Source organism: Deltaproteobacteria bacterium, from assembly GCA_016219225.1.
GTDB lineage: Bacteria > Desulfobacterota > RBG-13-43-22 > RBG-13-43-22 > RBG-13-43-22 > RBG-13-43-22.
Genome location: JACRBX010000095.1, coordinates 1 through 24,208 on the forward strand (window position 1 = coordinate 1; position 24,208 = coordinate 24,208).

General features: G+C 50.8%; 23 protein-coding genes. All 23 read right to left on the reverse strand.

Annotation, left to right across the window (positions count from 1 at the left end; genetic code table 11):
- Positions 1–317: 317 nt before the first annotated feature.
- On the reverse strand, positions 318–779 hold the full coding sequence (locus HY879_08195) for a permease (protein ID MBI5603323.1): 462 nt from the start codon (positions 777–779) through the stop codon (positions 318–320).
- Positions 780–1,042: 263 nt separating this feature from the next.
- The gene (locus HY879_08200) at positions 1,043–1,618 is read right to left on the reverse strand and encodes a formylmethanofuran dehydrogenase subunit E family protein (GenBank protein MBI5603324.1); all 576 of its coding nucleotides are present in this window, start codon (positions 1,616–1,618) and stop codon (positions 1,043–1,045) included.
- Positions 1,619–1,635: 17 nt separating this feature from the next.
- A complete protein-coding gene (locus tag HY879_08205; GenBank protein MBI5603325.1) occupies positions 1,636–4,875 on the reverse strand; it encodes a molybdopterin-dependent oxidoreductase in 3,240 nt (1,079 codons plus the stop codon).
- Positions 4,868–6,166: a polysulfide reductase NrfD gene (gene nrfD / locus HY879_08210; protein MBI5603326.1), complete on the reverse strand. Its 1,299-nt coding sequence runs from the start codon at positions 6,164–6,166 to the stop codon at positions 4,868–4,870. Before nrfD ends, HY879_08205 begins: the two co-directional genes overlap by 8 nt.
- Positions 6,167–6,183: 17 nt before the next feature.
- Positions 6,184–6,936 carry a 4Fe-4S dicluster domain-containing protein gene (locus HY879_08215; protein ID MBI5603327.1) on the reverse strand — a complete coding sequence of 251 codons (753 nt, stop codon included), beginning with the start codon at positions 6,934–6,936 and terminating at the stop codon, positions 6,184–6,186.
- A 22-nt stretch (positions 6,937–6,958) separates the two neighbouring features.
- On the reverse strand, positions 6,959–7,357 hold the full coding sequence (locus HY879_08220) for a response regulator (GenBank protein ID MBI5603328.1): 399 nt from the start codon (positions 7,355–7,357) through the stop codon (positions 6,959–6,961).
- 499 nt (positions 7,358–7,856) lie between these two features.
- A complete protein-coding gene (locus HY879_08225; GenBank protein ID MBI5603329.1) occupies positions 7,857–10,061 on the reverse strand; it encodes a sigma 54-interacting transcriptional regulator in 2,205 nt (734 codons plus the stop codon).
- Positions 10,042–10,974, reverse strand: coding sequence for a phosphate/phosphite/phosphonate ABC transporter substrate-binding protein (phnD, locus tag HY879_08230; protein ID MBI5603330.1), 933 nt, complete (start codon positions 10,972–10,974; stop codon positions 10,042–10,044). Before phnD ends, HY879_08225 begins: the two co-directional genes overlap by 20 nt.
- A 291-nt stretch (positions 10,975–11,265) precedes the next feature.
- Positions 11,266–11,976 carry a hypothetical protein gene (locus HY879_08235; GenBank protein MBI5603331.1) on the reverse strand — a complete coding sequence of 237 codons (711 nt, stop codon included), beginning with the start codon at positions 11,974–11,976 and terminating at the stop codon, positions 11,266–11,268.
- A 70-nt stretch (positions 11,977–12,046) separates the two neighbouring features.
- Positions 12,047–13,465 carry an NADH-quinone oxidoreductase subunit N gene (locus HY879_08240; GenBank protein MBI5603332.1) on the reverse strand — a complete coding sequence of 473 codons (1,419 nt, stop codon included), beginning with the start codon at positions 13,463–13,465 and terminating at the stop codon, positions 12,047–12,049.
- A 67-nt stretch (positions 13,466–13,532) separates the two neighbouring features.
- Positions 13,533–15,032 (reverse strand): NADH-quinone oxidoreductase subunit M, encoded by a 1,500-nt coding sequence (locus tag HY879_08245; protein MBI5603333.1) that lies wholly within the window; start codon positions 15,030–15,032, stop codon positions 13,533–13,535.
- Positions 15,033–15,154: 122 nt separating this feature from the next.
- Positions 15,155–16,921, reverse strand: coding sequence for a Na(+)/H(+) antiporter subunit D (locus HY879_08250; GenBank protein ID MBI5603334.1), 1,767 nt, complete (start codon positions 16,919–16,921; stop codon positions 15,155–15,157).
- A complete protein-coding gene (locus tag HY879_08255) occupies positions 16,914–17,162 on the reverse strand; it encodes a hypothetical protein (protein MBI5603335.1) in 249 nt (82 codons plus the stop codon). Before HY879_08255 ends, HY879_08250 begins: the two co-directional genes overlap by 8 nt.
- Complete coding sequence (locus tag HY879_08260) at positions 17,159–18,688, reverse strand: monovalent cation/H+ antiporter subunit D family protein (protein ID MBI5603336.1); 1,530 nt, start codon at positions 18,686–18,688, stop codon at positions 17,159–17,161. Before HY879_08260 ends, HY879_08255 begins: the two co-directional genes overlap by 4 nt.
- A 23-nt stretch (positions 18,689–18,711) precedes the next feature.
- The gene (gene nuoK / locus HY879_08265) at positions 18,712–19,020 is read right to left on the reverse strand and encodes an NADH-quinone oxidoreductase subunit NuoK (GenBank protein ID MBI5603337.1); all 309 of its coding nucleotides are present in this window, start codon (positions 19,018–19,020) and stop codon (positions 18,712–18,714) included.
- 2 nt (positions 19,021–19,022) lie between these two features.
- Positions 19,023–19,556, reverse strand: a complete 534-nt coding sequence (locus HY879_08270) for an NADH-quinone oxidoreductase subunit J (GenBank protein MBI5603338.1) — start codon at positions 19,554–19,556, stop codon at positions 19,023–19,025.
- The gene (locus HY879_08275) at positions 19,553–19,990 is read right to left on the reverse strand and encodes an NADH-quinone oxidoreductase subunit I (GenBank protein ID MBI5603339.1); all 438 of its coding nucleotides are present in this window, start codon (positions 19,988–19,990) and stop codon (positions 19,553–19,555) included. Before HY879_08275 ends, HY879_08270 begins: the two co-directional genes overlap by 4 nt.
- Positions 19,991–20,013: 23 nt before the next feature.
- Complete coding sequence (gene nuoH, locus HY879_08280; GenBank protein ID MBI5603340.1) at positions 20,014–20,952, reverse strand: NADH-quinone oxidoreductase subunit NuoH; 939 nt, start codon at positions 20,950–20,952, stop codon at positions 20,014–20,016.
- A 56-nt stretch (positions 20,953–21,008) separates the two neighbouring features.
- Positions 21,009–22,136 (reverse strand): NADH-quinone oxidoreductase subunit D, encoded by a 1,128-nt coding sequence (locus tag HY879_08285; protein ID MBI5603341.1) that lies wholly within the window; start codon positions 22,134–22,136, stop codon positions 21,009–21,011.
- A complete protein-coding gene (locus HY879_08290) occupies positions 22,130–22,624 on the reverse strand; it encodes an NADH-quinone oxidoreductase subunit C (GenBank protein ID MBI5603342.1) in 495 nt (164 codons plus the stop codon). Before HY879_08290 ends, HY879_08285 begins: the two co-directional genes overlap by 7 nt.
- Positions 22,578–23,144, reverse strand: coding sequence for an NADH-quinone oxidoreductase subunit B (locus tag HY879_08295; protein MBI5603343.1), 567 nt, complete (start codon positions 23,142–23,144; stop codon positions 22,578–22,580). Before HY879_08295 ends, HY879_08290 begins: the two co-directional genes overlap by 47 nt.
- A complete protein-coding gene (locus tag HY879_08300; GenBank protein MBI5603344.1) occupies positions 23,135–23,506 on the reverse strand; it encodes an NADH-quinone oxidoreductase subunit A in 372 nt (123 codons plus the stop codon). The genes HY879_08295 and HY879_08300 overlap by 10 nt, the downstream gene beginning before the upstream one ends.
- Before the next feature lie 128 nt (positions 23,507–23,634).
- Positions 23,635–24,208, reverse strand: a 574-nt coding sequence (locus HY879_08305) for a riboflavin biosynthesis protein RibF (protein MBI5603345.1), incomplete at its 5' end; no start/stop codon positions are given.

Sequence of the window (24,208 nt, forward strand, 5' to 3'; positions counted from 1 at the left end):
GCGTCCCCTGGGGCATTAGTAACTAAAGAATATAATTCTACGCAAAATGAATAGAATTTCTTAAAGAACACGCCTTGGACCCGGACCAATTGAGGTTTTTTTAACATGTTTTGTATATCTAAAATTTTGGTTCCGGCTGGTCCGGGTTGGGGTTTTGAATAAAAAAGGGGTACCGGGGTACCCACGCAGCTTCCTGGATCGTTATTAGGATAGGGGGATTCCCTGATATAGTTATTAGCTATATAAGTAATTAGTAATAAACCTATATGATTATATTATTTTGTTTTCAAGTCAAGCAAAAAATTTAAAGCAGGGCATTAAAGAGAAAGCCCGTCACAAGAATTCCCCCAGCCACGACACCGATAAAGACACCTATCAGCCTGGGTTTCAAGACCTTTCGTGCAAAAAGGGGTGGCAATCCCCAGCCCTGCGGCCATCACATTCCCCACCGACTCTTTTTTCCCGGACAGGATAGCCCGGGTTTTTTCCGGAGTAAAGAAAGAACGCAGGATTCCCACTCCAAAAACAACCAGAACCAGAAGCATCAGGACCTTGGGGACATCATAGAGAAAAAAGGATAGGGCTTCCCCTAAATGGGTTCCTCTTTCCAAGCCGAATAAATCATAGGTTAACCAGCCGCTTACTGTTAATAACTGATGATAAAAAATCCACCAGGCCATCAGAGTTAACGACAGAATAATAATTTTTTTTCTTAAGACTATTTGCTGTGAATTCCCGATGTTCGTTTCCAGGCATGCGCAGGATATTTTATCATTCATGACTTTTCCTTTAGGTGCTTTTTCACAAAAAATGAAATATGAAATATAATTAATGAGTATATAGTAATATAGTTTTTAATGTTCTGGGTGTCAAGTAAAAAATCAACGGGACTATTTTCGATCAGTTTAACTGGCGAAAAATATTCACTTCATTATTGTTGTGGCGATGTCGGGAGGTCTCCAGCCGGCATTCGAGGCATCCGGAATGGAGCCGGACCAAGGTTCTGAAGAAAGTGTGAGGCGTGTTGATATGGTCCTGCCGGCTATAGAGGATTATAATAGCCCTGGCCTTGGCAGGCCAGGCATTGAGGGCCTTGTTTGACCGGATAGGCTTCCCGGCAAACCGGGCAAATTCGAATCATTCCTTTTTTGTTTTTTTCGTGGTAACGGGTTATCCGAATAGAGGCCGAATTCAACATCTTCCTTTCGGCCGTCAAGATATCCTGGTTCAAGACGGATAAGGGGAGGTCTTTTTTGTCCACCAGACGCCTATACCAATTGTAAATATTGGGAAAGGCCGAAAGCCTTTCGAGATCCATCCAGACTCTGTATCCATGAAGACTTTTTTTATCGTAAAGACTCACGGCGAATTTATCCCAATCCAGGATCTTCAGCCAGCCGTTGCCGCAGGTGCAGGGGGTAAATAGCTGGACCGCATCGGGCAGGCAGTGACGGGTCTCGACGATGGCATCGGCCTCCACGTTACGGCCCAATAATTCCTGTGCCCAATCGACCATAAAGCCGCCAATGACCACACCGGGTGCGGCCCAGCCATGGAATTGTTCAATCGTTTTAATAAAGTCCTCCACGGACCTTCGACAAATAGTTGTTTTTCCCATGTTAGATTTTCGCGAATCTAAACCTTAACCAGCTTAACCTGGCTCTGGTAAAAGACCGCACTACCTCCGACCGAATCCACCAGCCCGGTATTTTTCAGATAAGGATCGACACGCATGGCGGCATTGGCATGGATGCCGGTTCCCCTCCGCGGATCACCCGGAACGGTCACTCCATCAATGGTCACGTTTTGGGCCCCGTAGGCCCAATGGCCGTGGCCGAGAGAGAAGGCCACCACCCCTGGCCGGAGACCTTCCCTGACCTTAATCTGGCCGATCATAGGTTTTTTTGATCCATTTCCCAGGTCCCAAACCCCTTCAAGATTGGAGGCCGAAACGGTTTTGACCCGGTCTCCATCTTTCAGTCCCAATCGCATGGCATCCGAGGTGGAGATTTCCACAAAATTTTCCGGATAAAGGGCCTGGAGCCAATAATTCCCCGAAGTTCGGCTCTTGGTCTGGGATATTACCCGGTAGGTGATGAGGGTCATATCAAATCCCTGGGATTTGTCTTCAATCAGACGTCCGAGGCAATCCTGGGGGCCGTCCACATAATTGGCATGGGAAAGATAAGGCTTGCCGGTCATGGGATGTTTGTGGGTAGCCAGTTTCTCTAAATAAATTCCGACCATTTTTCCATATTTATTGGCTAACTGTTCATCTTTATAGGCTTTATCGTAAGACTGGAACCGGCCCCCGCGGTTGAGTACATAGACGACCCTGGACCACCATTCCGGTCCGACTAAAGATTCCCAGCGCTTGAATTCATAAGTCGGCCCGGGAAGATGCTGACGGGCCTTCCGGAAGATCTCCAGTTCCCCAGGATCGGCGGCCGGCGTTTTTTCCGATCCGTCGGCTTTATCGCCAGAGGCGATATTGGCTACCATGCGCAAATAGAGGTCTTCTTCCCGTTTGAAGTGCAGTCCCGGCCCGAAGGCATTTTCCCCGAAGCCCGGCAGTTTCAGTTTTTCAGCCAGGGCCAGGAGCAGGGATTCCAGGGAGATGGGCATCTTTTCCCCGAAGACGGTGACCATTTCGGTGAGCGGGGCCGCGGCCGGTTGTCGTATAGGACCGACCTTCGGAGTAACCGAGGGATGGGATCCGGTGAACTCCCATCGTTCCAGATAAGTCAGATCCGGGAAGATATAATCGGCATACTGGCTGGTTTCGCCGATGATGATATCGGAGGCCACCACCAGAGGTATCTTTTTGGGGTCCGAGAGGATCTTGATCAATTCATGTCCGGCCGGCAGGGAATACACCGGGCTTCCCATGTAAATCAACAGGGCCTTGATGGGATAAGGGTAGGCATCGCCCATACTGGGGATAACTTCCTGATAAATGTCACTGGAAAAAGGATACCAGTTCCTTTTAGCCGGATAGCCCTTAAAAAGGGTGCTTTTTTCGTAATAGGTTTCGTGGCGGATAATGGAAATCCCCCAGGGTTTTATTTTGCCGGACATTTTTCGGAGATCGAAAGGCTTGCCTTCCTTGCTGCCGAAGGCATCATAGGTGGTGGCCTTGGAAAGCCCGCCCTTCCAGTCATGGTTGCCCATCAGGGTATTGACGGTCATCCAGGACAACACATTGTAGAAACCGGAGGTGTGCTGGGAAACCCCCCGGTGAATATCGGCTACGGCCTTCCGGCCGTGGCTGGTAAATTCCTGGGCCAGTTCATTGATTTCTTTTTCTTTGACCCCCACCAGCTCGGCCCACTGGGCCATGGTTCGGGCCATGGCCGCCTCTTTTAAAATCTGCAAAACGCTTTTTACCGGAATCTCTTTGATCCGGGTGTCGACCAATAAGTCCCCTTCCACCGCCGTCTTTTCGCTGTTAGGATCAAAGGACTGAACCTTACCGTTACTGAAGACCATAAAAGGATCGAATTCCCATTCCTCAGGTTTTTCGCCTTCCATGGGTTTTGCCCCTTCTTTCGGCTTTTTGGGGCGTTTTTCCTTTGATAGACCCAGATCGGAACCCCTTAGAAAGGCTCCGGGTCTGCCATCGTCCCCGATCTTAACCAGCCAGGTGGCCTGGGTCCAGGTCGGTTCCTCATCTTCCATGGCGGCTCCCTTGTTGGCATTGGCCAGGTAGCCGGACTGATAACGCTCATGTTCAATAATCCAGCGCATCATAGCCATGGCCAGGGCTCCGACGCCATTTGGGGCGATAGGCAGCCATTTCCAGGCCCGGGCCGCTGTCTTGGAACAGCGGGGGTCGGCCACGGCGATTTTCAGGTTTCCATCCACCATGCCCTGGGTCAGTTTCTGGACCCTGAGCGGAGGACCGTAATTGGCTTCAAAGGGGCTGGCCCCAACGAAGAGGATGAATTCGGCATTGCCGGTATCGGCCTGCCAGTAAAATTTACTGCCGGCCCCGAATTTACCTTCATCGAATTGATCACTCATGGCCTTGCAGGTGAAATAGAGGGAACCTTGACAGACCGTGGTATGCCCGTGGGCATTGAAGGAGCCGAAGGCGTCCCGGGTGAAACGGTTGATCAGTTCCCCCCGTCCCCCTTTCAATCGTCCCCAGTTAAAACAGAATTGGTTGTTTTTCGGTCCGAGGTCCGGGTGGTCAGGATCGATCAGAAGGTGCAGGTCGTCCTTGTGCCTGGTCTTGAATTCTTCCAGGGGCATTTTTTTCTCGGCCACCTTCCCGGCATCTTCGGCCAGGGCCTTGGAGATTTCCGGGTCTTTCAAAACGTAAAGGTCTTTGAGCCCGGCTACCTGCCCTTCCCCAAACAGGTTTCCGCCCTGGACGATCTCCTGGACGGCCTGATCAAAGGCAATGGTCTTCCACTTATTTTCCCCCCGTTTCCCGGCCCGTTTAAGGACCTTGATGATCCGGTAGGGATCGTAAAGGGCCTGAATACCAGCCTGGCCTTTGGGACACAGGGAGCCGTCAATCCGGGCCGCTTCCGCCAATGGCGTGGAATAGGGAATATGGGGGGTCAGGGTCCAGGGATTGTAAGGATTCCCGTCAATTTTAGCTGCCAGGCCATCCTTGATTTTTATCTTCATACCGCAATTAGTGTTGCATTGCTGGCAGACGGAATAGATTTGATTTTCCGGGAGATGAAGGGTGTATTCCCTGCCCATCAAATCATCGGCGAAGGCCGGGGAGCCCGATTCCTCATCGAGAAATCGCAGGAAATAGCCGGAGGCGGCTAAGGAGCCTCCGAGGAGCGCCGTGCACTTCAAAAACTCCCGTCGGTCCATCCCCTTTTGGGGTTTGGTTTGATCTTGATGTTTAGGCATGTTCTTCTCCTCCTTTTCCGGACTCTAAACCACTTGAATTGAGTATGTTGCACCAGGTAGCCGAACCCTGTTTTCCCCTGACCTTCCCCGGCGAGTGCACCGGCAGCCAACGGGCACCGGCTAAAAAAACGACCAACCCAAAGGAGATGATCCAGAGGGAAACCAGCCATTCCATTAAGCTGGGGATATAGTTGGTCCTCAATCTCTGGTGAAAAAAGGTGTATTCCAGCCCGTCCAGTTTATAAATAGCCAGATCAGGGATCAGGAAATTGAAGCGGACGGTAACGAAGGTGACGACAATCAAAAAACAGGCCCAGGCAACCGACCGGGGGGTATCGGAATACCTGATCAACAGGATCAGGGGGATCAAGGTTCCGAAAAAAAGATGGATAATCCAGAAAGTCCACCAGTGGCGGCCGAAGGCGATGATGTTCAGAGAGGTGACTATACCGGTCACCTTGGATTGATAACCGACGAAAAATTGGAGGACCTCCAGCAGGATAAAGATGACCAGCAGATAAAGGATGACCTGCCCCAGGGGTTTGACCAGGTCCTCATCTTCATGAAAGACATAGATCAGGGCTGTGATCAGTGCCCCTCCGGAAAGCAGGGCCGCGGCGATAAAAAGTAAAGGGGTCATGGCGCTGTTCCAGATGGGCCGGTTTTGCAGGATGGCAAAAAAGGCCCCGTTGGTCCCGTAAAAGAGGAGGCCCACCGGCAGGCTGATGATGGATAGACGATGGACCCTTAATTGGTCTCGTTTCCGGTCTTCCTCCGTATAATCCGTCTTTCCCAGGGCCAGGAGGCGGTAAATTTTGTGGGTTTTCAGCGTTTCAGCCTGGGAAAGGCGAATCAGGTCCTCCCGGAGCAGGAAAAAGGATTCCAGAAGGTAGATAAGGAGCATGAGATTGGTAAAAATCACAAACCAGGTCATCAACGACGTGAAGCTGGGGGTGATCATGAACCGGTAGAGCCGCTCCATATGGCCCAGGTCCAGGGAAATAAAGATCAGTTCACAGATCAGGGCCACCAGTACGGTAAAGGCCGATAGACGTCCGACCGTTTTCAAGCGTTCTACCTGAAACATATAGGTCATGATGGTGATCAGAAAGGCCCCGGCGGTAAGTCCGACAAAGAACAGGTAAAAAACCACCCACAGCCCCCAGGGCACATAAGAACCGTAGTTCACCGAGGCATGGCCGAAAATCAGCCGGCTGCCCATTCCCCAGGATCCGATGATCAGACCGATAAATCCCAGGGCCATCAAGGTTTTGAATTTTTTTTCGTTCATACTCTTTCCCTCCTTTCTTATTTGAGATAAACCACCGAGGGTAAGGTGCCCAGCTCTTCCTTCAATCGGAAGGAGCGGGGCGAGGCCAATTGCTCGGAGATCAGGGCTTCAGGGTCATTCCGGTCCCCAAAAAAGGTGGCCCGGCCGATACAGGTGGTAACGCACATGGGCAGCATCCCAACAGCCAGACGGTGCAGGCAGAAATGGCATTTCCGGGCGTTCCCGACCGGGGAGCCGTGCCCCCGGTCCGGCCAGGTCTTTCCATATTCGGCGGCCGGCGTATTTTCATAGCCCTTGGCCGAGGTCTTTTGACCCACAATTTTTCCGGGGAGATCCGGGGTTTTCTGGGTATACCATTCACCGAAATCGGCAGTGCGGGCCGCATAGGGACAGGCCACCAGACAATACCGGCAGCCGATACAGCGTTTATAGTTTATTACGGTAACACCCTGTTCGGTTTTATAGGTGGCTTTGACCGGACAGACCTTAACACAGGGGGGGTTCATACAGTGCATGCAGGGACGGGGCAGGAAGCGTCTTCTGACATTGGGGTAGGTACCGACCTCTTCTTCCAGGACAGGCCGGTAGACCACCCCGGGGGGGAGCTTGTTTTCAACCACACAGCCGATGGTGCAGGCATGACAACCGACACATTTGGCCACATCGATGACCATGGCCCATCGAACCCTGGTCGGGTCTTTGGAAACCGCTCTTTTCAGATCCCTCTGCATTCGGATCAGCAGGTCTTCTTTGGGTAGCATTTGGCCCATGAAAAATCTCCTTTCAAAAAGGTTATTTTCTTCCTTTCCCAGCCTTCCCCGAAGGCGAATAGGGATTGACAACAGCCTTTAACCAATAGAGGAGATCCTCATACTCCTCCGATTTTTTAAAACAGGCATCGATATACCGGCTCATGGCCTCCTCAAGTTCCTGATGAAACCGCCGGCTCGATAATCCTATGACGGCCAGGGTCTGATATTCTTTACGAAGTTCCTTAAGAAAGCGGTTATCCAAGACAATCTGGTCAAGATCTATAACCAGCACCCAATAATGGTGTTTTGCAAGAAGGGCCTCGGCTTCTGATAGAGAAGGGACAACAATGGGTTGATAAAAGACCTTTTCCAGGATAGAGCACAGGTTCTTGATGTGATCATTGTCCGAACCTACTACAATGCCCTTCTTTTTAACCATGTTTCTTGCCCTGGTTGGCGATTATCCTGATGACTCATTTTGCTTAAATAAAAGTTGCAAGTTGCAGGTTGCAAGTATGAAAAAGTTCATGAGTCTATTATTTATAATGGCAATTCCTGTGCCACCGAAGACCGACCCACGAAAAAGGAAAGGGTGGACATTCTAACATCCTATAAACAGACCAAAATAAAAGAAAGGCCTGGCTCTAAAGTGACTGAAAAATGAATAAGGAAGATTTTCGATTTTAAAGGATGTGTCCTGATTCAGGACATTATCGAGGTGTTATTTTAAAATATATTTAAAATACAACATATTAGCAATGTCATAAAACAGGACTTTATGGAGGGCTGTCCTGATCTTTTTGTCCGATGGGATATAGGGTTTAGGCTATGGGCTATGGGCGATAGGCAATGGGCAAGGGTTGAACGGGTTTATGGGTTTTTATTCGCCTATAGCCTATAGCCTGTTTTTTCTATTTTCGTACTAGCTCCAGATTCTTTTAATGGGTTGTTTGTCTCTGGATACGGTACCGTTTTATTTTTTGATACAAGGTATTTCTGCTGATCCCCAGATGTCTGGCGGCCTCCTTTTTGTTCCACTGACATTTCTCAAGGACCTCTTTCAGTACTTCCTGCTCCTTTTCGGCTATTGTTCCCAGACCATGGGGGTGCCCACTGAGTCCCTGATGGCCGAGTTTGAGAAGAGCGGTGGGCAGATCAATGGCCTCAACCCGGTTCCCTTTGGCCAGTACGACGGCATGTTCTACGCTGTTTTCCAACTCCCGTACATTTCCGGGCCAGGGATAATTGAGGATCAGTCTCATGGCCTCGGAACTGAAATCGTGAAGGTCTTTATTTTGCTCCACACTGAAGAGGTGTAAAAAGTATCGGGCCAGGAGGGGGATATCATTCGTTCTCTCGCGCAAGGGGGGTATCTGGATAGGAATCACGTTGAGACGGTAATAGAGGTCTTCCCGGAACCTTCCCGCCTTTACTTCCTGAAGCAGATCCTTGTTGGTGGCGGCCAGGAAATGGACGTTGACCGTCAGGGTTTTCTCGCCCCCCAATCTTTCAAAACTCTGGGTCTGAAGGACCCTTAATAGTTTGATCTGGGCTGAAGGGGGTATTTCTCCGATTTCGTCAAGAAAGACAGTCCCTCCGTCGGCCTTTTCAAACCGTCCGATTTTCTGCCGGGTTGCACCGGTAAAGGCCCCCTTTTCATGCCCGAAGAGCTCACTTTCCAGGAGGGTGGCCGGATAGGCGGAACAGTCGATGACCACAAAGGGTTTTTCTCTCCTGTGGCTCAATTGAAGGATCGCCCGGGCCACCATTTCCTTCCCTGTACCGCTTTCCCCTTGAATAAGGACCGTGGCATCGGTAGGGGCGATGTTTTCGATCAACCGGTAAACGGCCTGCATCTTCGGATCTCTTCCCACGATGCTTTGAAACTCGGCCGTGGTCTCCAGCCGCTTCTCCATATGGTGGGCACCTTCCTCCTGAAGCAGTGCCCTCCGGATCACTCCGGAACACTGATCCAAGATGAGTTCCACCCCTTCAAAGTCCTTCAAATCACATTCCGTAGACTCAGGACAGGGAATGACCAAAAGACCAATGGTCTGCTCTTCATAGCGGATGGGGATCATGGTCTGCCGTTTGTCGCTTTCTATTTCCTTCGGGGTCGACAACTGGCCGCCCCCGACCATGGTGGCATTAGGGATCTCTTTTAACAGAGCGGAAAAAGAAGCGACTGCCCCGGTCTCCCCGATCCATTTCAGTTCCTTTTCGGAGGCAACCCAATAGCCTTCTTTGTTGGTGCTCAGGAACAAAAAAGTCATCGTATCGGAAATGGAAAGCATCTTCTGAAATTGTCCGATCAGGTAAGAACCGATTTCCCTCAGGTTGTGTAAGGCCCCGATTTCACGAACCACGTCACAAAAGGTTCTGGTCTGCTGATTCGATCGTTCCAATTCCTGGGCCTTATCCTCGAGCATCCGGGTATATCCTTCGATCCGGGCCACCATCCGATTAAAAGAAGAAGCCAGTCGGCCCACCTCATCCTCTCCAACGACCGTCACCCTGACCCCTGCTTCACCGCGATCGATCCGCTCTGTCGCCCTGGTCAGGGCCGATATGGGATTGGTGATCCGCTTGACAAAAAAAAGCGATCCGGCCACACCGAGAAGAAGAATACCGGCAGTCAGGAGCCCCATCTCTAACCAGAGCTTGCGCACCTGTTTCTGATAAGGTTTTTCCGATAGGCCCAACCGGAGTACCCCGGCTTTGCCTCCCAAAACGGGCCAGGCGATATCCAGGTATTGCTCCCCCTCAGTAGAGGCAATTTTCTGAATGTGCTTCTGGTCACCCGGGGCCGCCTGGTTAGCCTTCAACAGGCTCTGGGGAATATAGCCCGGGAAGGTATGGGCCAGAATTTCTCCGTTTTTTTGAATGAAAAGATAGCCGATCCCCCGGTGACTACGCATCTGATGTTCGATCATTTTCTGAAGTCCCACCAGATCATGGATCAGAACCTTATCCGCAGTTTCCAGGGCGATGGCCAGGGCGATGCTTTCCGCCTGGGCGATCATCGTTTCATGAAGGCTTGATCGCTGTCGTTCACTGGCCAAAAGCGAAATCAACAAGCCGCTTCCAATGACCAGAGATGAAACGGCCAGAATCAACCGGCCTTTAAGGCTTCGTAGACCCATGGTCCCTCCCCTTCAGGAGTACTGTCCTTTTTTGAATCTCCCTGGCGTTTTTAACCCAGTCTGCCGGCGGGGAAATAAACCGGTCGATCATCAGTTCGTTAAGAATTTTCCGGCCTTCGCTCTCCAGATGGATGGTCAGCAATATTTTTTGAATCTGCTTCCTTTTTTCCTGTGGGAATTGCCTGGAAGCCACGACCGGTGGAATGGCGTAAGGCTCCGACTTCTTGATGATCCGTGTCGGCTCCGTCAGTTTTGGGTTGGTTTTTTGGAAATACTCCCAAACCAACCCGTCCACGGCCGCTCCATCAACCAGACCGCGACCTACGGCCAGAATGGAATTGTCGTGGCTGTAAGTGTAAATGATCTTTGAGAAGAAACTTTCCGGCCTTTCCCCGAGCTGATAGAGCCAAAAGGTGGGCGCCAGCCTCCCGGTGTTCGATTCCGGGTCCGTGAAGGCGAATGTACGACCTTTTAAATCTTCAAGCCGCTGAACACCTTGTTTTTTATTGACAATGAGGTAGGATCGGTAGAAATGTTCCCCCTGGATTTGAGGAACGGCTAGAACATGGAATCCGTAAATCTCTTTGCCGCCGGCATACGGTCCGGAGCAGATAAAGGCCAGGTCTATCTCGCCACGGCCCAGGAGCTGGTTGATTTCCTGGTAAGTTTTGCGCTGGACCAACTCAACCGGTCTGGCGATTTTCTGGCCCAGGTATTCAATAAGCTGGCGGTAATGGATAAATGTTTCCTTTGGCGAGACCATGGCCCCTACCGCCACCTTAAGTGAAGGGGAGGGGGAGGTTTGAACGGCCGGTTTTTTTATGGGAACGGTCTTGTGGAAATCAACCACAACCGTATCCGAATCCCTGGTGCAGCTACCTGAGCAAAGGAAAAAGAAAAAACAAATCCCCATGAGTTTCAAGACGGCCTGAATGGGTTTCTTTTTCCGATACAAGACAAGAACTCTCAATTTCATTTAAGGATATGGGCATAATGCGTCATTATTAATCATTATCCCAAGATGGATTGAGAATCAAAAGGTTTTTGGGCTTGGCGAGAAAAAAGAAAGCCAGGGAGGGGAGCTGATTCAGGCATAGATCATCCTTATAGCCTTGTTTGTCTTCCCTGGGATGAAAAGAAATATAAAATAGGAAGGAGGAAGGGGCAAGCGAATTTGTAAAAACCGAAAAAAGCTAACCTGTTTTTACTTGATCTGACAGGCCCCGGCCGGACAGCGTTTTTCTTTGATATGGGCCTCGAATTCCTCCCTGAAATTGGATAAGATCGCCAGAATGATATGGGAGGTCTTGCCGGCAAAGGCACAATAGGCGGCCTGTTTCATCAGCGCAATCAAGGATTCCATTTCCGCTAGGGCATCTTCCGGTGCCCGTCCCTGACCGATGGCTTCAATGAGATCGGAGAGTCTTTGAATACCCAAACGACAGGGGACGCATTTCCCGCAGGATTCCCCGTAATGAAACTTTATCAAATACTCGGCTACCTGGACCATGCAGGTGGCCGAGTCCATGACCATGATACAGCTTTGGTCTTTTTCCCAAACCAGGTCTCCCCTTGTAGACTGGAGAGGATTTAACCGCAATAAGGGGAAAAGTATTTTTCCTTTTTGAATCGTTTCTTCCAGAATAAAGGGAATATGGGATTGCTGGACTTTTTCATAGAAAAGACCCACATGAGGCAAACTCAAGAAAGGCCCATTGTTGCAGGTGCCCTGGCAACCGCATTTGGCCGGTTCTATGGCTACGGATATGTTTTTCCGTTGGGCTTCGGCGATCAGGCCTTTATAAAGGGCGTCAGCCCCGCAGGCGGGTTTGGCCCCCTGGGCCCGGCATACCTGGATCTTTGGGGTTTGATGGGCTTGAGGCTCGGCAATCTTATTAGCGGATACTGCTGTCATTTATGTAAACTCCAAGTTGAGGTCTAAGGTCCAATGCCTTCCCGTGAACCTTGTGCCTTGAACCTTTCTTTTATGATATAATCGTCTTACAGGCCGTCCGGGCCAGTTCGATAAACCAGGCCGGCAGGGCACCCATCAGGATGATGGCCAGGATCAATCCGTAGTTTAAGACCCTGTTCGAAAAACTTAAAGTCACTTCCGGCAGTCCGTTGGGGTCCTGTCCGTAGGCGGTCCGAACGATATTCAGATAATAATAAATGGAAATAGCCGTATTCACCGCGGCTATGATTACTAAAGCCAGATGCCCTTGGTTCAGGGCAGCCGTGAAAAGGAACAATTTCCCGGTAAACCCGGCGGTGGGCGGTATTCCGGCTAAAGCAAAGGCCCCAACGGCCAGGGTAAAGGCCAAGAGGGGAGCCCGGCGGTAAAGTCCGGAAAGGTCGCTGACTAGAATATTTTCACCTTCCCGGGAAAGGGAACAGATGACCAGAAAGCAAGCCAGGTTCATCAATAAATAGGCCGCAATGTGATAGATCGCGGCGCCGAATCCAACGGCGTTGATGGTTAAGACCCCAAGCATCACATAACCGGCGTGGGCGATACTGGAATAGGCCAACAACCGTTTAAGGTCTTTCTGGACCAGGGCCGCCAGGTTGCCGAAGGTCATGGATACGGCCGAAAGCAAAACCAATACCTGAATCAGATCCACAGCCTGGGTCCCGGCCAGACTGGTAATTCGAAGCAGTAGGGCTACCCCGGCCAACTTGGGCATGGTAGCCACGAAAGAAACGGTTTCATTGGCCGCCCCTTGATAGACATCGGGGGTCCAGAAATGAAAGGGCACCACGGCTAATTTAAAGAAAAAGCCGCAGAGGACCAAAAGGAGCCCGATAAGGGCAATGGGCTGGCCCAAAATAAGAGGCATTTTTTTTAGGATATCCACCAAATAAGTGGATTGAGTGACCCCGAAGACATAACTCATGCCGAAAATCATGACCCCGGTAGCCGCCGCCCCGAAGATGATATATTTAATAGCCGCCTCCATTTGGCTGCCGTTATTCTGTTTGCGGATGGGGATCAGGACATAGATGGAATAGGAAGATAGCTCCATGGCGATAAAGATAGTCACCAGCTCTATGCTGCTGACCATTAACATCAGCCCCAGAGCACTTAAGCAAAGAAACATAAAAAATTCCGGTTGGAGACGCTCTTCGATGCTTTTAAATTTCTGGCCCAGGGCGATGACCAAAAAAAGCCCCAGGCTGATGAGGCATTTGAAGGCCTGGGAAAATAGATCCACCCGGTAGGATTTATAAAAAAGGTCTCCCGTTGCATTCAGGGTAAAAAGGCTTAGAATGACGCCAATGGCGGAAAGAAAAATGGCCCATCCCTGTATGGTTTTGGCGGACGTTGCCCATAAGGTTTGGCAGAAAAAGATCAAGGCCATCAACAGCAGAAAGGTTTCCGGTATGAATAACGAGAAATCCATTATGATTCGTTCCTCAGAAAAATGCTCAAAGTTGAAAGCTCAAAGCTGAAAGGAAAAAACGCCATTTTTACTTCACCAAAGCCAGGGCATTTCCGGCCTGAACTTGTTTCATCAGATGATCCACGCTGGCATGCATGACATCTAAAAAGGGTGCCGGGGAAAAGCCGATCCACAATACGAATAGGGCCAGAGGGACTAAGTAAACGATCTCTCTAACATTAAGATCGAAAAAGTGATGGGTGCCTACTCGTGGTCCCCAGGAGATTTTCTGGAGCAGGCGAAGCATATAAGCCGCTGCCAGGACCACCCCCGGAATCGATAAGGCCCCGATCCATTTGTTTCCCATAAAGGTGCCGATCAAGACCAATAACTCTCCTACGAAGCTGTTGGTACCCGGAAAGGCCATGGAAGACAGGGAAAAAAGCCCTAAGAAGCCGATATAAACCGGCATGATTTTGGTGAGCCCGGAATTGTCGGCAATCAACCGGCTGTGGCTTCTTTCGTAAATAATCCCCACACAGAGAAAGAGGGCCCCGGTTGTAACCCCGTGATTGATCATCTGCAGGATGGCTCCTTCAAGTCCCTGTTTATTGAATAGAAAGGTCCCCAAAGTCACAAAGCCCATATGGGCCACACTGGAATAGGCGATCAGCCTCTTCATGTCACTTTGCCCCAGGGCCACATAGCCTCCGTAGATTATGGATATAATCGACATCCAGAGAATATAGGGGGCAAAATAGATACTGGCTTGAGGGGTGATGGGCAGACAAAAACGCACAAAGCCGTAAGTTCCCATTTTCAATAAAACGCTGGCCAGCAACACACTGCCGGCGGTCGGGGCTTGAACGTGGGCGGCCGGCAACCAGGTATGAAAAGGGGCCATAGGAACCTTGATGGCAAAGGCGATCCCGAAGGCCAGGAAGATCCAGAATTGAAAGGTGAAAGAATAGTTGTGGGTCATCAATTCCGGAATACTAAAAGTTCCGGCCGTCAGATAGAGGGCGATCATGGCCACCATCAGAAAGACGCTGCCGGCCATGGTATAGATGAAGAACTTGATGGAGGCGTATACCTTTTCCGGTCCCCCCCAGACGGCAATCAATAAATACATGGGGACCAGCATGGCTTCCCAAAAAATATAAAAAAGAACGAAGTCCAGGGCTGAAAAGACCCCGACACAGGCCGTTTCCATGAGCAGGAGACAGACATGGAATTCCTTGATCCGTTTCTCGATATATTTCCAGGAGGCCAGAACGCAAATAGGGGTAAGAAGCGTACTTAAAAGAACCAGGAGGAGACTGATCCCGTCAACCCCCAGGGTATAATTGATTTTGAAAGAGGGAATCCAGGGGGTGTGTTCGGCGAATTGATATTTATAGGTCGTCAGGTCAAAATTGAAATAAAGAGGCAGGGAAAGGAGAAAAGTAACCAGACTGATCACTAATGTCCAAATTCTGGTTGCCTTTTCTTCCCGGAACAGGAAAAGGAGCAGGGCTCCGGCCAGGGGTAAAAAAATCAAGGTGCTTAAAATAGGATAGCTAAGCTGATTGGGGATTAGAAAATCCATTGTTGTATATTTCCCTGATTAACAAAAAATAACGGTTTACGGTCTAAGGTTTACGGTCCACGGTCGTTCGCTGGTCTAAGGTTTTGCCTTGAACCTTGCGCCTTGAACCTTGTACCTGTTTTTTATAAAAACCAATAGATCCCCACAATAACAAAAATGATTAGAATGGCCAGGGCCAGGTAATTCTGGAGATTACCCGTCTGGATATTGCGCACTTTATTGCCAAGGCCCTGGGTCCCGTAGGCGACATTATCCACCACACCGTCAATGCCCCAGCGGTCGAACCGGGCAAAAAAACCGGCAAAGGACATGAGGGACTTAAGCCCCAGGCTTCGGTAAAGCTCTCCCCAACCAAAATCAAAGCCCTGGATAAATTTTTGGTCAAACCACATAAACCCATCCATCAACTTTCGATAGAACCAATCGAAATCCAGATTGATTTTGGGCTCCGGGGTCAACCTCTTGAGGAGCAGGAAAAATCCCAGTCCGGTGAAAAGCAGGATTTGAACCGTTTCTGAGAGATGGGGCAAGGCATAGGGATGATATTCCATGGCCGCCTCTCTGAAAGGAAGCAGATCATACAAAACCTTGGGATATATCCCGATCAATAAACACAGGAAAGAAGTCAGGCCCATGGCCCAGAGCATATTTTTCGGAGGTTCTTTTGGCTTCAATCCGCAGTCTTTTCCAAACCAGGCAAAATAGGGGAGTTTTAAACCCACCGAGAGAAAGGTGCCAACCGAGGCCAATAACAGGAGGACCATGAGCACCGGATGATGGGCCTCTCCGGCCCCGGCCACGATCATGGATTTACTGACGAAGCCGCTGAACAGGGGGAAGCCGGAGATGGATATCCCTCCGACCACATAGAAGATTAAAGACAGCGGCATATATTTGTAGAGTCCTCCCAATTGGTTCAATTTGGAGGTCCCGGTCATCATCAGAACCGAGCCGGCCCCCATGAACAACAGGGCCTTATAAAGGATGTGGGCATAGGCATGGGCGCAGGCCCCGTTCAGGGCCAGTTCCGTTCCGATACCGACACCGGCCACCATGTAGCCTACCTGGCTGATGATGTGATAGGAAAGGATGCGGCGCATGTCATTTTCGATGGTAGCGTAACAGACTCCATAAATAGTCATGGCCGTGCCCATGATAGCCAGGACGTCATATCCGGGAAAGGCCCGGGCCAGGACATAGACCGCCGTCTTGGTCGTAAAGGCGCACATAAAGACCGCCCCGGTGACGGTGGCCTCCGGATAGGCATCGGGCAGCCAGGCATGGAGGGGAAATACGGCGGCATTTAAGGCAAAACCGGCCAGGATCAAATATTCGGCAAAACCGGCCCCGGCCTTGGGAATAAGCACAAAGGCCATACTGCCGGTATTTTTATAATGCAGGAAGATGCCTGCCAGAAGCAGCAAGCCGCCAAAGATATGCATCAGGAGATAGCGGAAGCCTGCTTTCAGGGAGGCCGGTTCCCGTCGAAACCAGATCAAAAAAGTCGAGGCCAGGGCCATCATTTCCCAGAAGATAAAGACGGTCAGATAATCTCCGGCAAAGACCACCCCCAGGGAACCGCCGACATAGAAAAAAGAGGCGATATGCTGGGCATCTTCTTTGACGTGGAGGCCGTAAATAACCCCCAGAAAGGACATCAGGGTAAAGACGTGGGCGAACACCAGGCCCAAGCGGTCCACCCGGCCTAATATAATATTAAAACCCAGATAATTGATCTCTCCATAAACGCCGAGGTTCATGTTGAGAACCGTATAAAAGGCCACGGCCGGCAGGACCAATAAATAGATCTGTTTGAGCCGGCCCTTTAACACCGGGATGAGAAAGGCGCCCAGAATATAAAAAAAAGCCGGATGAATGAAGTTATCCATAGTATTCCTCTTTTTTCATCAACCAGGCATGGGCTATCCCTTTCATGATACGAATCATGAGGATGCAGCATATTATCCCGAAAACGGACCAGAAACCCGGTATCTTGTCCCCAAAAAAATGGGCTTCATGGCGGGGGATGAATATATCAAACACGATGGCCGCCGCCATAAGGAGGTAGAGTATCCATTTGAGGACCTTGAGATGGTCCCGTAGCGATTGGATGGGATTCGCCCAGTTCATGATCGGAAGACCGCCTTTGCTATATTGAGTAAATAATCCGGATCTACGGCTTTAACGATATTCATAAAATAATCCGGATAGAGGCCCATCAAGATGGAGCCGATAGCCGTTAAGAATAAGGGGACCACCATGATGGCCGGGGCCTCATGAAGGCCGTTGCCGTGATGGGCCGCGGGATCCCCTTCCCGGGGTTTGTCAAAAATAGTCTTGAGAATCACCGGGAAAAAATATCCGGTGTTCAGTATGGTACTGGCCAGTAAGACGATTAAAAAGACAGACTGGTGGGCCTGCAAGGCCCCCAGGGCGATATACCACTTGGTAACAAAACCGCAAACCAGGGGGACGCCGATCATACTCATGGCAGCTATACTGAAGGCGGCTATGGTAAAGGGCATCTGCCGGGCGATACCGCCCATTTCACTGATCTTTTTGGTGTGGAGGGAGACATAAATCGCTCCGGCGCACATAAAGAGGGTGATTTTGGAAAAGGCATGATTGGCAATATGGATCAGCCCGCCGGTCACCGCATTGGGGGTCAACAGGGCCACCCCTAAAATCACATAAGAGAGCTGGCTGACGGTCGAATAAGCCAACCGGGCCTTTAAGTCGTCTTTTGTCAGGGCGATAATAGAGGCCAGCAGGATGGTAAAAGAGGCGGCATAGGCCGTAGGGATCCCCAAATTCAGGGAGTTTAATATTCCGACCCCGAAAACCGAAAGCATGACCCGGCTGGTACAGAAGACCCCGGCCTTGACAACGGCCACGGCATGGAGCAGGGCACTGACCGGCGTCGGGGCTACCATGGCCGAGGGGAGCCAGTTATGGAAAGGCATGATAGCCGCCTTGGCAAAACCGGCCATAAAAAGGATATAGGTTATGGTCACCAGGACCGGGTTGGCGTCGGCCGGAAAGATCCCCTTGGTGATGCCGGAAGGGGCAAAATCCAGGGTCCCGGCCAGGACATAAGTCAGTATGACGGCCGGCAGTAAAAAGGACTTGGCCGTGCCGGTCAGATAGACCATGTATTTCCGGGCGCCTTCATAAGCCTCTTCATCCTGATGGTGGGCGACCAGGGGATAGGTAAAGATGGTGATCACTTCATAGAAGAAATACAGGGTAAAGAGGTTGCCGGAAAAGGCTACCCCGACGGCTCCGACAATGGCCACGGCAAAACAGAAATAATAACGGGTCTGGGCATGTTCCTTCAAAGCCCGCATGTAGCCGATGTTATAAAAGGTAACCAGGATCCAGAGAAAAGAGGAGATGGTCCCGAAAATCATGCCCAGGGCATCGACCCTGAATTTCATGGAAATACCCGGTAAAATAACAAAAGGGGTATATTCAAAGGCCTTACCGGCCAAAACCGCCGGCGTCATGGAAAGGACGGTCAGAAAAGTAGCCACGGCGCCTAAAATGGACCAGGTCTCCCTTAGATTAGGTTTCTTGGGTGTAAACATAATCAGCAGGGAAGCTATGGAGGCAATTAAAACGGCTACCACCGGCCGTATAGAGATAATGGTTTCCATTGTTTCCATTGGGGTTATTACATCTATCCTTTCAGTTCACTGACACTTTCAGGCTTAATGGCCTTAAAGCGGCGATAGACGGTAATGATGATACTTAAGGCGATAGCCGTCTCAGCGGCCGCTACGCCCATAATGAACAGGGTAAAAACCTGCCCGGTAGCCGGGTTGGGGGATAAAAACATATTGAAGGCCATAAAATTCAAGGCCGCCCCGTTCAGGATCAACTCGGTGGCGATCAACATGCCGATGAGATTGGATTGATAGATGATGCCGAAGATTCCGATGGAAAACATGGCGGCACCCAAAATCAGATAGGTTAAAAGATTTTCCATAGCTAATCCCTTTTCTGGCCGATACCGGCGATCATGATGGCACCGACGATCGCCACGGCCAAAAGTAAGGAAATTAATTCAAAGACTAAGAAATAACGGGTGAGCAACTCCTGTCCCAGGGTCTTTATGGTCCAGTCGCGGGAGGGCTGGGCATAAGGGGCCCATTTGGTGCTGAGGATCATTTGGACCACGGCCAAAAAGGTCACGGCCCCGACGATCAAAGAGGTGATGGCCTTGACGGCCGGCCGTTTGGAGGGTGAAAGCTCCAGGGGAGGCGAAAGCATGATGGCGAAGATATAGGTGATACAGATGGCCCCGACATAGACCAGGAGCTGCATCATGGCCACAAACTGGCTCCCCAAATAGAGGTAGATGCCGGTGAGCCCGAACATGGCCAGGGCCAGTCCCAGGATGTTGTGAACAATCTTCAAGGGGAGGACGGCCAATACGGCCCCGGCCAGGGTAAGCACGACCATGAGCCAAAAGACCGATTGGGCCACTAAAATCGGCGGTATGAAATCTGCAATGGTAGTCATCGTTTTCCCTCTAACCGGCCCATGATATCGAGCACCGTATCCCAACGGTGATAAAAGACGTACTCATACTCTTTGGAAAATTGAAGGGTGCATTCCGGGCAGACATCGACGCACAGGCCGCAAAGACTGCACTTGGAAAAATCAATATAATACTGACGACCGTATTTCAGGTCCCCGGCCCTGGTTTTTTCCCCCTGGACCTTGATGACGTGGGAAGGACAGGTACGGGCGCATAAGCCGCAGGCCACGCAATGATGGGTTTTGGTGTCGTCAAAACGGATGAACTCGATGTGCCCCCGGAAGTTGGGGGTCATGGTCAGTTTTTGACGGGGATATTGAACCGTAACAATGGGCTTAAAAAGCCGTTTCAAGGTGATCCATAAACCGATGATCAGGCTTTTCCCGCCTACCAGGATCTCTTTAACGTACTGGATGAAGGGGTTGGGGGTATTCATCATTAAATGACCTTAAGGACGATGGCGGTAATCAACAGGTTGAGCAGGGCGATGGGGATCAGCACCTTCCAGGCGAAATTCATCAGTTGATCAAAACGGATCCGGGGGTAGGTCCAACGGATCCACATGACCACAAAGATCAGGAAGTAGGTCTTGATCAGAAACCAGATCATCCCCGGAAAAAAAGGCCCGGAGGAGCCGCCCAAAAACAGGACCGTGAACAGGGCGGCGGCGATGACCATGTTGGTATATTCAGCCAGGAAAAACAGGGAAAAACGCATCCCCGTATATTCGGTATGAAAACCGGAGACCAGTTCCGATTCGGCTTCTACCAGGTCAAAGGGGGCCCGGTTGGTTTCAGCCGTGGTGGCGATGAAAAAGATAATGGCGGCCACGGGCTGTAAAAAGATGTACCAGACCGAAGATTGGGCTTGGGCGATGGCGCCTAATTTAAAGGTGTTGGTCATGATAATGACCGACATGGTGGCCAGGAGCAAGGGAATCTCATAAGCCACGTTTTGCGCCACCGACCGGACGGCCCCGATCAGGGCGTATTTATTATTGGAGCCCCAGCCGGCCATCAGGATGGACATGACGGTAATGCTGGAAAAGGAAAAGATCAGCAGGATGCCGACGTTCACGTCCCGAATCTGCATCATGGGGCTGAAGGGGATGGGGACAAACCCGACAAAGGCCGGGGCGACGACAATGATGGGGGCCAAAAAGAAAACGATTTTATCCGTCGACAGAGGGGTTACCATCTCCTTGCCCAGCAATTTAACGGCATCGGCCAGGGTCTGGAGTATCCCATGGGGGGCGACTTCCATCGGTCCGGGACGGAGCTGGATATGTCCGGCCACCTTTCTTTCCAGCAAGACCAGGAAGGCGACGTTTAAAGGGACAATGGCGGCAATGATGGCCAGTCCGACCAGTCCGGCCATAATGTCCGGACCGAGGAAGGCGTAAATGTCTTTTATGTAGGGAAGTTGTGTTATATTCACCGATCAATCTCCGGAACGGTTACATCAATACTGCCGAAAATGGCAATAACATCGGCCAGAAAATGTCCTGGACAGATCTTGGTCAGAACAAACAGATTGGAAAAGGAGGGGGCCCGCACCTTAATCCGGTAAGGGATGCGCGATCCGTCGCTGACGATATAAAACCCCACGGCCCCCCGGGCACTCTCAAAAGCACAGTAACAATCGCCTTCCGGCGGGGTGACAAAGCGCGGGACCTTGGATCGAACCGGTCCCGGGGGCAGGTGGTCCAGGGCCTGTTCAATAATGTTCAAGCTTTGTTCCAATTCGGCCATGCGGACCTGGTAACGGGCCAGACAATCGCCTTCTTTCCGGGTGGGAATCTCAAACTTGAACTCCGGATAGGCCGAGTAGGGCTCATTCTTGCGGACGTCATAGTTAACCCCCGAACCCCGTAAGGTCGGACCGGTGACCCCGTATTCCAGGGCCACGTCTTTGGTGATGACGCCCACGTCCTTGGCCCGCTTGATAAAAATGATATTTTGATTGATCAGATTTTCGTAATCCCAGAAACGACCCCGCAACCGGTCGATAAAACGACGGGTCCCGTCATAAAATTCCTTGGTGATATCGTTGCGGACCCCGCCGAAGCGGCCGTAGCTATAGGTCAGCCGGGAACCGGAGATCATTTCCAAAAGGTCCAGGATCTGTTCCCGGTCATCCCAGCCGTACAGGAAGGGAGTGATGGCCCCCAGTCCCATGGCAAAGTCCATGGCCCCGATAAAATGGCTGGCAATGCGGTTCAGCTCCGAGGTGATGACCCGGATATATTCGGCCCTCCTGGGCACCTCGATCCCGCAAAGCTTTTCCACGGCCATGCAATAGCCGTGGTTAAAGATCATGCCGGAAAGATAATCCATCCGAGCCGGATTAGGCATGAACTGTTCATAAATCCGGTTTTCGGCCATTTTTTCATGACCCCGGTGGGAGTAGCCGATCAACGGCTCGATTTTAATCACTACCTCGCCGTCCAGGGTCACCAGCAGGTGCATGACCCCATGGGTACTGGGGTGCTGGGGGCCCAGGTTGAGCTGATAGACCCGTTCGGTGATTGAACTGTCGTCTATGGTTTTTACGTTCAGCATAGGATGTCGTCTATATCCGTGGTGAATTTTGTTTTGCCGAAATTCTTAAGTAAAGGGAAATAATCCGCCTCGTCGGGGTTGATGATCCTTTTCAGGTCCGGGTGCTCCTGGAAGCGGATACCGAAAAAGTCATAGACCTCCCGTTCCAGCCAGATGGCCTCGGGATAGACCGAGGAGATGGAAAAGGGAGAGACCTCTTTGGACGTCCGGATACGGATCATTACCCGGAAAAGATCCTGATAATAGGTGGAGTAGAAATAAACCAATTCAAAATGATCGATAAAATCTACGGCGGTCAGCGTCTCTAAATAAAAACGTTTTTCCAACATGGCCTTAGCCACCCGGCGCATGCCCCCCTGGTCCAAACGGACCTCCAGGTGATAACCGGTTTTCGTATAGTCGCCGGCGCTGACCTGCCCTTCGGGCACGGCCTGGGCCAGACTATTTTTTAGCTCTACGAGCAGCTTTTTCTGCCCTGCGGTTGGCATCTATAATTCCTTTAGTAATCTTGGTTTGTATTTTAAGAAATCCCTGGAGCAAGGCCTCCGGCCGGGGAGGGCAGCCGGGGATATAGACATCGACCGGGATGATCTTGTCCGCCCCGTTGACAATGGCATATTGCCCGTCATAAGAAAAAGGTCCCCCCGAGATGGCGCAATTGCCCATGGCGATGACATACCGGGGAGCCGGCATTTGATCATAAAGGGTCTTGATGGCCGGGACCAGCTTGTGGGGTATGGTTCCGGCAACGACCATGACATCGGATTGCCGGGGAGTGCCTCGGGGGATGATCCCGAAACGGTCCCAGTCAAAACGGGCCACACCGGCGGCCATCATCTCGATAGCGCAACAGGCGATCCCGAAGGTCAGGGGCCAAAGGGAATTGACCCGGACTAAATCCAAAAGATCCTGCACGGGAGCAAATCCCACGACCGCAGGGCTTTCCTCATATTCCTTGGATAGATCCCTGGAGGGAATGCAGATGGGGGCGCCTCCCTTTACTTCCATTTAAAAACTCCTTTACGCCAGGCGTAGACGATAGTCAACGATATCAGAAAGAGGAAGATAAAGAACTCAATGAGCTCGGAAAATCCCGTTCCCTTTTGATAGGCCATCAGAACCGGAAAAAGATAAAGGACGTCCACATCGAAGGCCAGAAAGATCAGGGCAAAAAGATAATAGGAGGCCCCGAACTGCATCCAGGCCGTCCGGATAGGGGGCATGCCGCTTTCATACGTCGCCAGCCTTTTTGCCCCGAAGATGCGTGGTCCGAGAACGAAATTGATAATCACCATAGTCAGGGGTAATATGAGGCCGACAACAAAGAAAATAAAGACAAACAGGAATTCACCGAGGCCGGCTTGTAACATTTGGGAAAACACTGACTGATAACTCCTTAGGTCCACATAAAATAGGGTGGTTCACGCTTGTTAAAATTGTCACGCTCCTATTACCTTTTGGAGCGCTTCTTGTCAAGAAAAAAAATGAAAAAAAACCATCAAAGAAGACCGCCCTTTGAGAGCCAGGCCTTGGCCTGGGCGATATCTTTAAAAATTTGTGTTTTTAAGGTTTCCGCCCCGGAGAAGGTCCTTTCGCCCCGGAGCCGCTTTAGAAAAAAAAGCTTAATAGCCTTTCCATAGAGATCTCCTTCAAAATCAAAAAGATAGGTCTCAACGGAGATGTTTTTGCCTGCAAAGGTGGGATTAAACCCCACGTTGGTTACTCCGAAAAAAGGCTTTTCCAGGCCTTCCACCCGGGCTACATAGACTCCCCTTTGGGGCATCAGTTTTTCGATGGGATTCAAGTTGGCCGTGGGAATGCCCAGGATAGAACGGCCAATGCCCTTGCCGGTTATAATGGTCCCCGAGAGGCTGAAGGGGCGGCCCAAAAGGAGTTTGGCCTCTTCCATGGCCCCGGAGGCGATCAGCTCCCGGACACGGGTACTGCTGACCAGATGGGTCTTGATGGTTACCGGTGGATGGATATGGACCTGAAATCCCAATTTCCCCCCTAATTCCTTAAGGAGGTGGATATTGCCTTCCCGTTTTTTCCCAAAGGTATAGTCGTAACCA

Excerpts from the sequence above, each read along its gene's own strand:
- phnD (MBI5603330.1), bottom strand. The coding sequence starts at position 10,974 with ATGGGGATTTGTTTTTTCTTTTTCCTTTGCTCAGGTAGCTGCACCAGG.
- HY879_08285 (MBI5603341.1), bottom strand. The coding sequence starts at position 22,136 with ATGCTGAACGTAAAAACCATAGACGACAGTTCAATCACCGAACGGGTC.
- HY879_08195 (MBI5603323.1), bottom strand. The coding sequence starts at position 779 with ATGAATGATAAAATATCCTGCGCATGCCTGGAAACGAACATCGGGAAT.
- HY879_08260 (MBI5603336.1), bottom strand. The coding sequence starts at position 18,688 with ATGGAAACCATTATCTCTATACGGCCGGTGGTAGCCGTTTTAATTGCC.
- nrfD (MBI5603326.1), bottom strand. The coding sequence starts at position 6,166 with ATGAACGAAAAAAAATTCAAAACCTTGATGGCCCTGGGATTTATCGGT.
- HY879_08240 (MBI5603332.1), bottom strand. The coding sequence starts at position 13,465 with ATGGATTTCTCGTTATTCATACCGGAAACCTTTCTGCTGTTGATGGCC.
- HY879_08220 (MBI5603328.1), bottom strand. The coding sequence starts at position 7,357 with ATGGTTAAAAAGAAGGGCATTGTAGTAGGTTCGGACAATGATCACATC.
- HY879_08255 (MBI5603335.1), bottom strand. The coding sequence starts at position 17,162 with ATGAACTGGGCGAATCCCATCCAATCGCTACGGGACCATCTCAAGGTC.
- HY879_08295 (MBI5603343.1), bottom strand. The coding sequence starts at position 23,144 with ATGGAAGTAAAGGGAGGCGCCCCCATCTGCATTCCCTCCAGGGATCTA.
- HY879_08205 (MBI5603325.1), bottom strand. The coding sequence starts at position 4,875 with ATGCCTAAACATCAAGATCAAACCAAACCCCAAAAGGGGATGGACCGA.
- nuoH (MBI5603340.1), bottom strand. The coding sequence starts at position 20,952 with ATGGCCGGACTGGTCGGACTGGCCATCATTGCCGCCATTGTCCCTTTA.
- nuoK (MBI5603337.1), bottom strand. The coding sequence starts at position 19,020 with ATGGAAAATCTTTTAACCTATCTGATTTTGGGTGCCGCCATGTTTTCC.
- HY879_08200 (MBI5603324.1), bottom strand. The coding sequence starts at position 1,618 with ATGGGAAAAACAACTATTTGTCGAAGGTCCGTGGAGGACTTTATTAAA.
- HY879_08245 (MBI5603333.1), bottom strand. The coding sequence starts at position 15,032 with ATGGATTTTCTAATCCCCAATCAGCTTAGCTATCCTATTTTAAGCACC.
- HY879_08300 (MBI5603344.1), bottom strand. The coding sequence starts at position 23,506 with ATGTTACAAGCCGGCCTCGGTGAATTCCTGTTTGTCTTTATTTTCTTT.
- HY879_08235 (MBI5603331.1), bottom strand. The coding sequence starts at position 11,976 with ATGACAGCAGTATCCGCTAATAAGATTGCCGAGCCTCAAGCCCATCAA.
- HY879_08290 (MBI5603342.1), bottom strand. The coding sequence starts at position 22,624 with ATGCCAACCGCAGGGCAGAAAAAGCTGCTCGTAGAGCTAAAAAATAGT.
- HY879_08225 (MBI5603329.1), bottom strand. The coding sequence starts at position 10,061 with ATGGGTCTACGAAGCCTTAAAGGCCGGTTGATTCTGGCCGTTTCATCT.
- HY879_08250 (MBI5603334.1), bottom strand. The coding sequence starts at position 16,921 with ATGGATAACTTCATTCATCCGGCTTTTTTTTATATTCTGGGCGCCTTT.
- HY879_08215 (MBI5603327.1), bottom strand. The coding sequence starts at position 6,936 with ATGGGCCAAATGCTACCCAAAGAAGACCTGCTGATCCGAATGCAGAGG.
- HY879_08270 (MBI5603338.1), bottom strand. The coding sequence starts at position 19,556 with ATGACTACCATTGCAGATTTCATACCGCCGATTTTAGTGGCCCAATCG.